9 protein-coding genes and 1 CRISPR repeat array are annotated in these 10,786 nt (G+C 69.2%); of the genes, 6 read left to right on the plus strand and 3 right to left on the minus strand.

Going from position 1 to position 10,786, the window contains the following annotated elements; all coding sequences use genetic code 11:
- From HA630_RS14780 to HA630_RS14790, 3 genes are all read right to left on the minus strand, one after another.
- The coding region (locus HA630_RS14780; protein ID WP_208300095.1) for a glycosyltransferase family 39 protein at positions 1–905 on the minus strand (905 nt) is incomplete at its 3' end.
- A gap of 10 nt (positions 906–915) precedes the next feature.
- On the minus strand, positions 916–1,284 hold the full coding sequence (locus HA630_RS14785; RefSeq protein ID WP_166835620.1) for an EamA family transporter: 369 nt from the start codon (positions 1,282–1,284) through the stop codon (positions 916–918).
- A gap of 1 nt (position 1,285) precedes the next feature.
- Positions 1,286–2,761, minus strand: a complete 1,476-nt coding sequence (locus HA630_RS14790) for a UbiA family prenyltransferase (RefSeq protein WP_166835622.1) — start codon at positions 2,759–2,761, stop codon at positions 1,286–1,288.
- 101 nt (positions 2,762–2,862) lie between these two features.
- Here HA630_RS14790 and HA630_RS14795 point away from each other — a divergent pair, with 101 nt between their 5' ends.
- The 6 genes from HA630_RS14795 (at position 2,863) to tnpC (ending at position 10,734) form a co-directional block, all read left to right on the plus strand.
- Complete coding sequence (locus HA630_RS14795) at positions 2,863–3,864, plus strand: EAL and HDOD domain-containing protein (RefSeq protein ID WP_166835624.1); 1,002 nt, start codon at positions 2,863–2,865, stop codon at positions 3,862–3,864.
- On the plus strand, positions 3,848–5,881 hold the full coding sequence (locus HA630_RS14800; RefSeq protein WP_166835626.1) for a bifunctional diguanylate cyclase/phosphodiesterase: 2,034 nt from the start codon (positions 3,848–3,850) through the stop codon (positions 5,879–5,881). The genes HA630_RS14795 and HA630_RS14800 overlap by 17 nt, the downstream gene beginning before the upstream one ends.
- A 5-nt stretch (positions 5,882–5,886) precedes the next feature.
- A complete protein-coding gene (locus tag HA630_RS14805) occupies positions 5,887–6,651 on the plus strand; it encodes a sulfite exporter TauE/SafE family protein (protein ID WP_166835628.1) in 765 nt (254 codons plus the stop codon).
- Positions 6,652–6,922: 271 nt separating this feature from the next.
- Positions 6,923–8,338: direct repeats of the CRISPR family, unit length 38 nt; unit sequence GTTTCAATCCACGCCCGCCATTGCTGGCAGGCGAGCCC.
- A gap of 94 nt (positions 8,339–8,432) precedes the next feature.
- Entirely contained in the window at positions 8,433–8,771 is a 339-nt protein-coding gene (gene tnpA, locus HA630_RS14810; protein ID WP_166833614.1) for an IS66-like element accessory protein TnpA, read from the plus strand.
- Positions 8,768–9,100, plus strand: coding sequence for an IS66 family insertion sequence element accessory protein TnpB (gene tnpB / locus HA630_RS14815; RefSeq protein ID WP_166833616.1), 333 nt, complete (start codon positions 8,768–8,770; stop codon positions 9,098–9,100). The genes tnpA and tnpB overlap by 4 nt, the downstream gene beginning before the upstream one ends.
- A gap of 74 nt (positions 9,101–9,174) precedes the next feature.
- Positions 9,175–10,734 (plus strand): IS66 family transposase, encoded by a 1,560-nt coding sequence (gene tnpC / locus HA630_RS14820; RefSeq protein ID WP_371809220.1) that lies wholly within the window; start codon positions 9,175–9,177, stop codon positions 10,732–10,734.
- Positions 10,735–10,786: the final 52 nt, after the last annotated feature.

The raw sequence follows: 10,786 nt of genomic DNA on the forward strand, positions 1-10,786 counted from the left end.
CCGATGCTGCGGCGCAGGCCCAGCAGCGCGAACACCAGCATGGGGAAGGCCCACAGCACCAGCAGCACCCGGCCCATGGGCACAGCGCGGCCCCGGGCGCGCAGCGCCGCGGCCAGCAGCCAGGGGGTGAACAGGTACAGCGCCATGCCCAGGTACACCGCGAAGGTCTGCCACTGCCAGCGGCTGCCCTCGTTGCGGTTGTAAAAGTTGAACATGATGTTGGCCCACCCGTGGGTGGCGTTGAAGTACAGGTTCAGGGCGATGGATGGCGCCGCGAACAGGAACATCCACGGCAGCGCCCACCAGCGGTCGCGGCGCCAGCCCAGCACGTAGGCGGCGTAGGCCAGCCCCAGCAGGGCCGCGAAGTACTTGGACAAAAACGCCAGCCCCACACACAGACCGGCCAACGCGTACCAGCCGGCGCGGCCGCCGGCGGCCTCGGCGCGCAAAAAGGCCCAGGCCGACAGGGCCATGAAGAAGATCAGCGGCGTGTCGGTGGTGACCAGCACGAACAGCCAGGACCACGGCATGGCCAGGTACACCGCGCCGGCCCACCAGGCGGTGGCCTCGCGCTCGGCCGGCAGAAAGCGCCGGGCCAGGTCCACCACGCCCAGGGCGATGGCGCTGGTGACCAGCAGCGTGGCCGAACGCAGCGCCAGTGGGTGCTCGCTCACCTGACGCAGGGCGGCCAGCCACCAGCCGATCATGGGCGGGTGGTCGGAATAGCCCAGCGCCGGGTACACGCCCCACTGGTAGAAAAAGGCCTCGTCGCCGGTCATGGGGAAACCGGCGGCCAGCCCCAGCTTGAGGGCCAAGGTCAGCCAGAACATCCAGGCAAACACGCGGCGGGCCGGCGCCAGGCCGTCCCCCGCGCCGGTCGGCAGCAGGCCGGCGGGTCGGTTCATCGTTGCATCCTCACGCGTCGCTGGCCATGAGCAGCACGCCCAGCACAATCAAGGCGGCCCCGGCCAGGCGCGGCCAGGACCAGGGTTCGCCCAGCCAGAACACGCCCGCCACCAGGGTGATGACGAAGCCCAGGCTGACCAGGGGGTAGGCCAGGCCCACGTCGAGCCGCGACAACACCCACAGCCAGGCCACGGCGCTGACGCCGTACAGGCCCAGCCCGAGCCAGACCCAGGGGTTGGTGAGCGCCTGCAGGTAGGTGCCGCCCACGCCGCCGCTGCCGCCCGCGGGCGACATGCCGACCTTCATGGCCAGTTGGGCGCCGGCCGACAGGCACACGCACACCAGCGCCAGCAGCAGGGGCAGGGTTTTGCCGCCCACCTCACGCCCCCCAGGTGGCCAGGGCACCGAGCAGCCCCATGCCGCCCAGCACCGCCCAGCTGAAGCGGTCGTGCAGGGCGAACTGCAGCGGGTCTTCGCCGTGCAGTTCGCGCCGGCCGGTTTTCAGCCACAGCCGCATGATCCACCACAGCAGCAGCGGCGCCACGCCCCAGAGCCATTCGGGCTGGGCGTACAGCTCGCGGCCGTTCTGGCTGTCGATGTAAAGCGCCAGCACCATCACCGTGAGGAAGCCGCTGGCCACGCCCATGGCGCGCAGGCCGGGCAGGTCGTCCTGGTGGTAGCCGCGGCCGCGGGCGCGGTCCACCTCGGTGTCCAGCAGCACCTCCTCCAGCTCGGCGCAGCGCTTGACCAGCGCCAGCCCCAGGAACAGGAACAGCGAAATCGCCAGCAGCCAGTTCGACAATTCCACCCCCGCGGCCAGCGCCCCGGCGCCCAGGCGCAGCGTGTAGAGGCCGGAGAGCAGCAGCACGTCCAGCAGCGCCACCCGCTTGAGCTGCACCGAATACGCCAGGGTGATGCCGGTGTACAGCAGCAGCATGCCCAGGAAGGCCGGCGACACCGCCCAGGCCAGCGCGTAGGCGGCCGGGAACATCAGCGCCATCAGCCCCACCGCGGCGGCGATGCCGATGCGCCCCGCCGCCAGCGGCCGGTGCCGTTTGTGGGCATGGCGGCGGTCGTTGGGCAGGTCCAGCAGGTCGTTGATCAGGTAGGTGGCCGAGGCGCACAGGCCGAAGGCGACAAAGGCCAGCGCCACCGGCGCCCAGGCCGGCGCGTCCCAGCGGTGGGCGGCCAGCAAGGGCACGAACAGCAGCGCGTTCTTGGCCCACTGGGTGAGGCGCACCGCCTTGAGCCACTGGCGCAGGGTGGGCGGCTCGGCGGCGAACACCTCGGCCCCGGGGTGGGTCCGCCGCAGCGCCGCCAGCACCCCGCCGGGGGCGTTGACGGCCACCGCCTCGGCGGCACCGGCCCAGACCGGCAGGTCGTCGGCGCTGTTGCCGGCGTAGGCGTAAGCGGCGTGCCCCTGGGCGCGGGCGTGGCGCTCGATGGCCTCGCGCTTGTGGCGCCGGCTCAGGTTCAGCCGTTCGGGGCCGGCGTTGCTGGCCAGCACGTCGGTGAACAGACCGAGTTGGTCGGCCACGGCGTGGGCGATGCGGGCGTCGGCGGCGGTGGCCAGCACCAGCGAGCGCCCGCTGGCGTGCTGGGCGCGCAGCCAGGCCAGGAAGGCGGGGGTGTAGGGCAGCTGCTCGGCCGCGGGGCAGGCGTGTTCGGCCACGCGGCGCTTGAACGCGGCCTTGCCGCCCAGCAGCCACCACAGCATGCGCAACAGGTAAAGCGGGCTCAGGCGCAGCAGCAACAGCACCGACTCGTGCAAGGTGTCGCTGCGCACCAGGGTGCCGTCCAGGTCCACGTACAGCGGCAGGCGCGCGGGCTGGGGGGCGTGGGCAGGGGTGTTCATCGTGGTCGGGGCAAGATGCTGGATTGTAGGCAGCCACCGCACCCGCCGGCGGGTTACGATGAGGGACACGCACCGCGTGCGCTTTCAGCCCGTCCCCCACCATGAGCGAACCGTCCGACCCCGCCCCCCACCCGCTGGTGTTTGTTGAACTGCTGGCCGGCCCCGACCGGCGCCTGGGCGCCCTGCGCTGGCACGTGCGCCCCGCCACCGCCGCCCCGGCGCTGGACTGGCTGCGCAGCCCGGCCCTGGCGGAGCTGGCCGCGGCCCTGCCCTGCGCCTGGCCGCGCGTGGCGGTGGCCGGCTGGCCCGCCGAACACCAGGCCGCCGTGCGCGACCTGGGCCACCCGCTGCTGGACGCGCACGACACCCCCGCGGGCGGCACCCCCTGGCCGGCCCAGGCCCGCTGGTGCCAGGGCGACTGGTACCTGGCCCCGCCAGCCAAACCCAACGTGGCCCAGGCCGCCTCGCGCCAGCGCGCCCTGCAGCTGCTCCAGATGGTGACCGACGACGCCGACACCCACGCCCTGGAAGACGTGTTCCGCCACGACGCCGCCCTGTCCTACCAGCTGCTGCGGCTGGTGAATTCGGTGGCGGTGGGCAGCCGGCGCGAAATCACCAGCTTCGGCCAGGCCATCCTCATGCTCGGGCGCCAGCAGCTCAAGCGCTGGCTCAACCTGCTGCTGTTCGCCGCCCGCGACGACGACGAGCGCAGCGCCATGCTGATGGCCCACGTCAGCCTGCGCGCGCGCGGCATGGAACTGCTGGCCCAGGCCACCGGGCTGGACCGCAGCGCGCAGGACCAGGCCTTCATGACCGGCATGTTCTCCATGCTGGGGGTGCTGTTCGGCACCCCGCTGGTGGAAATGCTGCGCACCATCCGCGTGCCCGACGCCCTGCACGCCGCGCTGGTGGACCGCCAAGGCGAGCTGGGCCCATTGCTGACCGCCTGGGAAGCCGTGGAACGCCACGACGCCGACGCCACCGCCCACGCACTGGCCCCCTGGGGCGTGGGCCCCGACGCCTTCAACACCCTGCTGCTGCAGGCCTGCGGCTGGATGCTGCACCTGACCGACAACGCACCGGGCCATGGACCCGCGGCCTGAACCGGCGCCCGCCCCGGCCCCGCTGCCCGCGGTGCGGCTGGACCTGGCCGGCTTCATCACCGGCTGGAACGACGCGGCCAGCGCCTTCTTCGGCTTCAGCGCCGCCGAGGCACTGGGCCAGCACCTGTTGCTGCTGTGCGGCCCCGCCGACGGCGACTTCGCCGAGCTCGCCCCCCCCGGCCCGGGGGCAACACCGGCCAGCACCACCGTTTGGCGCCGCACCAAGGCCGGGCAGCCGGTGCAGGTGGCGCTGACCCTGCGGCTGGACACCGACGCCGACGGCGACCCCACCGGCCTGTGCGCCGAGTACCGGCCGCTGGAGCGGCCCCTGAGCGCGGCCGACCGGTTGCGCCTTTGCGTCAGCCTGGTGGAACACAGCCACCAGGGCGTGATGGTGACCGACGCGCACGGCCAGATCGTGATGGTCAACGCGGCGTTCAGCCGCATCACCGGCCACAGCGCGGCCGATGCGCTGGGCCAGACCGCCGACCTGCTGGGCAGCGGCCGCGACGGCGACGCGCTGCGCACCCAGGTGCAGACGGCCCTGCAGGGCGCCGGCCTGTGGCTGGGCGAGGTGCTGGCCCGCCGCCGCAGCGGCGAACTGGTGCCGCTGTCGGTCTGCATCAGCACTGTGCGCGACGCCCAGGGCCAGGCCACCCACGCGTTCTCGATTTTTTCCGACATCGGCCACCCCCGCGACACCGAGGTCCGGCGGCAACACCTGGCCAACGTCGACCACATCAGCGGCCTGCCCAACCGCCTGCTGCTGGGCCAGCTGCTGGGCCAGGCCCTGAGCCAGGCCAAACGCGACCAGGGCCTGGGCGCGGTGCTGGTGGTGCAACTGCAGCGCCTGGGCTGGATTTACGACACCCTGGGCCACGAGGTGGGCGACGAGCTGGTGGCCCAGGCCGGCCAACGGCTGCAGCAGGCGCTGCGCGAGCAAGACATTCTGGCCCGGCTGGGGCACGACAAACTGGCCGTGGCCCTGCCCAACATGCGCCAGCGCGAACACGCCGGCCTGGTGGCGCACAAGCTGCTGGCGCTGCTTCGGCCGGCCTATGTGCTGCACGGCGTCACGGTGGACTGCCCGGTGAGCGTGGGCATTGCCCTGTACCCGGACAACGGCATGGAAACCGCCGCCCTGCTGCGTTGCGCCGAACTGGCCAACCAGCGGGTGGACGACCCCAACACCCCGATCTGCTACTTCAGCCCCGAGATGAACGAACGCGCCACCGAGCGCTTCCGCATCGAGGGCGAGCTGCGCCACGCCATGGCCCACGGCGAGCTGTGCCTGTACCACCAGCCCAAGGTCAGCCTGCGCACCGGCCGCATCGTCGGCGCCGAGGCGCTGGTGCGCTGGCAGCACCCGCAGCGCGGCCTGCTGGGGCCGGGGCATTTTGTGCCGGTGGCCGAGGACTCCGGCCTCATCCGCGACCTGGGCGACTGGGTGCTGCACGAGGCCTGCCGCCAGCTGCGCGACTGGCAGGCGCAGGGCCTGTCCATGCCGCCGCTGGCCGTCAACCTGTCGGCGCGGCAGTTCGACAAATACCTGCCCAAGCGCCTGGACGCGCTGCTGGCCATGCACGACCTGGCGCCGCAGCAGTTGAAGCTGGAAATCACCGAAAGCCTGATGGTGCGCGGCGCCGACGAGGTGGTGCCCATCATGAACGAGCTGGCCGCCATGGGCCTGGGCATCGCGCTGGACGACTTCGGCACCGGCTACTCCAGCCTGGCCTACCTGAAGAAATTTCCGATCACCACGCTCAAGATCGACCGCTCCTTCGTCACCGGCATTCCGCAGCAAAACGACGACTGCGCCATTGCCCGCGCCATCGTCACCATGGGGCAGCAGATGCGCCAGGAAATCGTGGCCGAAGGCGTGGAAACGCGCGAGCAGATGGCCTTTTTGCGCGCGCTGGGCTGCGACCAGCTGCAGGGCTACCTGTTCAGCCCGCCGGTGCCGGCCGACGCCTACGAGCGCCTGGTGCGCGACGACATTCGACTCCCACTGGATTGACCTGTATGGAACCCTGGACCACCTCGGCCCTGCTGGCCCTGGCGGCGTTTGCCGCGGGGGTGCTCAACGCCATTGCCGGCGGCGGCAGCTTTCTCACCTTCCCGGCGCTGGTGTTTGCCGGCGTGCCGCCGATTGTGGCCAACGCCACCAGCGCGCTGGCCGTCAGCCCCGGCTACCTGGGCAGCACGCTGGGCTTCAGGGCCGAACTGCAGCGCCTGCCCGGCGCGCGGCTGCGCCAGGAAACCCTGCTGGCGGCGGTGGGCGGCGTGGCCGGCGCCCTGCTGCTGCTGGTGACGCCGGCGCGCGTGTTCAGCGGCCTGGTGCCGTGGCTGCTGCTGTTTGCCACCGCGCTGTTCGTGCTGGGACCGTGGCTGGCCCGCCGTGGCGGCGGCGCCCCAGCCGGCGCCGCCCACCCGCTGGAACGCTGGCGCCCGCTGGGGCTGCTGGCGGTGGCGGTGTACGGCGGCTACTTCAACGGCGGGCTGGGCATTCTGCTGCTGGCGCTGTACACCGTGACCGGCGAGCCCCTGCTGCACCGCGCCAATGCGCTGAAGAACCTGAATTCGCTGGTGCTGTCGGTGCTGTCGGTGGCCACCTTCGCCCTGGCCGGCGCCATCGCCTGGGGCCCGGCGCTGCTGATGATGGTGGCCGCCACCGCCGGCGGTTATGCGGGCGCCCACTGGGCCCAGCGGCTGCCGGTGGCCTGGGTGCGCGGCGCGGTGGTGGCCACCGGGGTGGGCATGAGTGGGCTGTTTTTTGTGCGGGGGTAGGGGCGCGTGCGCAGGCTCGGGGGTGGTGGGCTGGGGGTCGGCGGGCAAATGCTGTGGCGCATCCCTTTGACATTGACGGTGACGCAGGCCTGGGCGGAGGGGCTACTGCGCTTGCGCCCAGGCCTGCTGAAGGGCGACAGCATGGTTGTTGACTAAGGCTTTTGAAGGAGTGTTTTGATAATTCACTCGTTGATACTCAGCACAGCGTTTCCTTTTGCGGCCTTGGTTCTCTAAGTGCTCCAATTAACAATTGGAGTCCAGGTCAATACCGGCTTCAATCCACGCCCGCCATTGCTGGCAGGCGAGCCCGGTGTAGTACGGGATTGCCTCCAGACCCAGGTCGTTTCAATCCACGCCCGCCATTGCTGGCAGGCGAGCCCGTTCGACGTGGGCCACGCCTCGGGCGCACATGGCGAGTTTCAATCCACGCCCGCCATTGCTGGCAGGCGAGCCCTTCCTTTCGGTGGACGTAGGGGACGTACACCAAAGTTTCAATCCACGCCCGCCATTGCTGGCAGGCGAGCCCTGCATTCGTTGATGACACTTCTGCCGATGAGGTGGTTTCAATCCACGCCCGCCATTGCTGGCAGGCGAGCCCGTGACCAGCCGAGGCGGCCAGAAGGGCGACGGCGTGTTTCAATCCACGCCCGCCATTGCTGGCAGGCGAGCCCAAAGTCAGTCAGGACAATGGTCGGCTTGACGATTGTTTCAATCCACGCCCGCCATTGCTGGCAGGCGAGCCCCATCAACAGTCTTTGACTGGCCGGACATGTCGATGTTTCAATCCACGCCCGCCATTGCTGGCAGGCGAGCCCGCATCAACAGTCTTTGACTGGCCGGACATGTCGATGTTTCAATCCACGCCCGCCATTGCTGGCAGGCGAGCCCGCCTGGAGCTGGGCACCTTCACCGACTGGCTGCTGGTTTCAATCCACGCCCGCCATTGCTGGCAGGCGAGCCCCGTGGTGCGCTTTGGGAAAAGCGCTCGCGCAGAGGTTTCAATCCACGCCCGCCATTGCTGGCAGGCGAGCCCGCCCCACTGACCAGGCGGCCACCATGAGCAACTGGAGTTTCAATCCACGCCCGCCATTGCTGGCAGGCGAGCCCTACCTCTGGAGCTGACCCCATGAAAACCATTTTGTTTCAATCCACGCCCGCCATTGCTGGCAGGCGAGCCCTGGGAGTGACTCCAATGCCCAAGGGGTGGATGTTTGTTTCAATCCACGCCCGCCATTGCTGGCAGGCGAGCCCTTCCAGATCACCCACATCTCCGACTTCGCCTGGCGGTTTCAATCCACGCCCGCCATTGCTGGCAGGCGAGCCCTTCGCGGCGAGCTGGCCCAGGCGGTCGAACCCCTGTTTCAATCCACGCCCGCCATTGCTGGCAGGCGAGCCCGACCTGCCGAAGATCCACACCGGCAGCGTGCCCAAGTTTCAATCCACGCCCGCCATTGCTGGCAGGCGAGCCCCCAAAGTGGTAAAGCGCTCATCCGCGCCGTAGAAGTTTCAATCCACGCCCGCCATTGCTGGCAGGCGAGCCCTTGGGCGAAGCGGGTAACACGTTCGCGTGTTGCTTGTTTCAATCCACGCCCGCCATTGCTGGCAGGCGAGCCCGTTTCATGTGTTTCTCCTGCACGATTCACTCTGTGGTTTCAATCCACGCCCGCCATTGCTGGCAGGCGAGCCCTCACATCGATTTGTAAGCGTGCGGTCATCCCACCCTTGAGGTCGACGGCCCAAGCGGCAACGATGGTGTCCACCAAACGAGATAGGTGGACACCATGACTGAAGCGAAGATCAAGACCCGTCGGCGCCACAGCGCCGAACTCAAACAGCAGATCCTGGCCGAGTGCGCCCAGCCCGGAGCCTCGGTGGCCAGCGTGGCGCTATCGCACGGCATCAACGCCAACGTCGTGCACAAGTGGCGCCGACTGGCTCATGCCCCGAGCACAGAGGTGCAAGTCCCGACCTTCGTGCCTGTGGCGTTACCTGCGCCCAGCTGCGCGCCGGCTCCAGACATCCGCATCGAGTTGCGCCGTGGCGCCACCTGCGTGTCGCTGACCTGGCCGGTCTCGGCCGCCGAGCACTGCGCGGCCTGGATGCGGGACCTGCTCAAGTGATCCGCATCGACGCCCTGTGGCTGGCCACCGAGCCACTGGACATGCGTGCCGGAACAGAGTCGGCCCTGGCCCGTGTGGTGGCTGTCTTCGGCGCAGCACATCCGCATCACGCCTACCTGTTTGCCAACCGGCGTGCCAACCGCATGAAGGTGCTGGTGCACGACGGCATCGGGGTGTGGCTGGCAGCGCGGCGCCTGAACAGTGGCAAGTTCGTCTGGCCGCGTGAGGGGGCATTGACCGCTACGCTCAGCCGTCCACAGTTCGATGCTCTGGTGCTGGGCCTGCCCTGGCAGCGCCTGGCCGATGGTGGTGTCATCACCGTGCTCTGAATCTGATTGCTGGCCTTCTGCCTGCCAATTGGTGCATGCGCCAATGGCGCAGCGGTGTCGGTGCTGGCACAGTCATGCTCATGGTGGTGGAGCCGCAATCGCTGGAGAGCCTGAGCGCCGAGCAACTGCGCTCGGCGCTGCTGTCCATGCTGCAGGCCGCTGCCGCCAAGGACCAGGAACTGGCCTTCAAGCAGACCCTCATCGACAAGCTCACGCACGAGAACGCGCTCTTGAAGCGCATGAAGTTCGCAGCCCAGTCCGAACGCTTCAACCCCGAGCAAAAGAGCCTGCTCGAAGACGAGATCGAGGCCGACCTGGCGGCCGTGGCCAGCGAGATCGACGCGCTGGCGCAGACGCAAACACCGCCCACTCCCGAGAAGAAACAAGCCAAGCGCCTGCCCCTGCCGGCGCACCTGCCGCGCCGCGAGATCCGCCACGAACCCACGTCTACCACCTGCGCATGCGGCTGCCAGATGAAACGCGTGGGCGAGGACGTGGCCGAGAAGCTGGACTACGTGCCCGGTGTCTTCAGCGTGGAGCGCCATATCCGCGGCAAGTGGGCCTGCGCCCAGTGCGAGACCATTCAACAGGCGCCGGTCCAGGCGCACGTCATTGACAAAGGCATCCCCACCACGGGCCTGCTGGCCCAGGTGCTGGTGGGCAAATACGCAGATCATCTGCCGCTGTACCGCCAGGAGGCGATCTTCGGCCGCGCCGGCCTGGCCATCCCGCGCTCGACCCTGGCGCAATGGGTAGGCACCTGCGGGGTGCGGTTGCAGCCGCTGGTCGAGGCCTTGAAGGACGAGATCCTCAGCCACCGGGTGCTGCACGCCGATGAGACACCGGTGGCCATGCTCAAGCCCGGCGATGGCAAGACGCATCGCGCCTACCTCTGGGCCTATGCGCCGGGGGCGTTCGAGGGCATCAAAGCCGTGGTCTACGACTTCTGCGAGTCCCGCTCGGGCGAGCATGCCCGGCGCTTCCTAGGCCATGGCACCGACAAGGCCTGGAAGGGAAGCCTGACCTGCGACGACTTCGGCGGCTACAAGGCCCTGATCGCCAGCGGCGTGACCGAGGTGGGCTGCCTGGCCCACGCCCGGCGCAAGTTCTTCGATCTGCACGCGGCCAACCAGAGCCAGATCGCCGAGTTCGCCCTCCAACAGTTCGCCCGGGTCTATGAGATCGAGCGCGAAGTCAAGGAACTGGGCGCCGAACAACGGCAAATCGTTCGACAGCAGCAGACAAGGCCGATCCTGGACGCCCTGCACGAATGGATGACGCTGCAACGGCGCCAGGTCCCCGACGGATCGGCAACCGCCAAAACACTGGACTACAGCCTGCGGCGCTGGGTGGCGCTGACCCGGTTTGCAGATGACGGACAACTGCCCGTGGACAACAACTGGATCGAGAACCAGATCCGGCCCATTGCCATCGGCCGCAACAACTGGCTGTTTGCCGGTAGCCTGCGCGCGGGCCAGAGAGCGGCGGCCGTCATGAGTCTGATCCAGTCGGCACGCATGAACGGGCACGACCCGTATGCCTACCTCAAGGATGTGCTCACGCGGCTGCCAACGCACAAGGCCAGTCGCATCGACGAACTCTTGCCGCATCGCTGGCAAACCGGTGCCATCTGAGTCTCAGCCATGACCGCCAGTGGCGGTCAACATGGGATCACCGCGCGCTTAC

The organism is Aquabacterium sp. A08 (assembly GCF_011742065.1).

Excerpts from the sequence above, each read along its gene's own strand:
- tnpA (WP_166833614.1), top strand. The coding sequence starts at position 8,433 with ATGACTGAAGCGAAGATCAAGACCCGTCGGCGCCACAGCGCCGAACTC.
- HA630_RS14805 (WP_166835628.1), top strand. The coding sequence starts at position 5,887 with ATGGAACCCTGGACCACCTCGGCCCTGCTGGCCCTGGCGGCGTTTGCC.
- tnpC (WP_371809220.1), top strand. The coding sequence starts at position 9,175 with ATGCTCATGGTGGTGGAGCCGCAATCGCTGGAGAGCCTGAGCGCCGAG.
- HA630_RS14795 (WP_166835624.1), top strand. The coding sequence starts at position 2,863 with ATGAGCGAACCGTCCGACCCCGCCCCCCACCCGCTGGTGTTTGTTGAA.
- HA630_RS14790 (WP_166835622.1), bottom strand. The coding sequence starts at position 2,761 with ATGAACACCCCTGCCCACGCCCCCCAGCCCGCGCGCCTGCCGCTGTAC.
- HA630_RS14800 (WP_166835626.1), top strand. The coding sequence starts at position 3,848 with ATGGACCCGCGGCCTGAACCGGCGCCCGCCCCGGCCCCGCTGCCCGCG.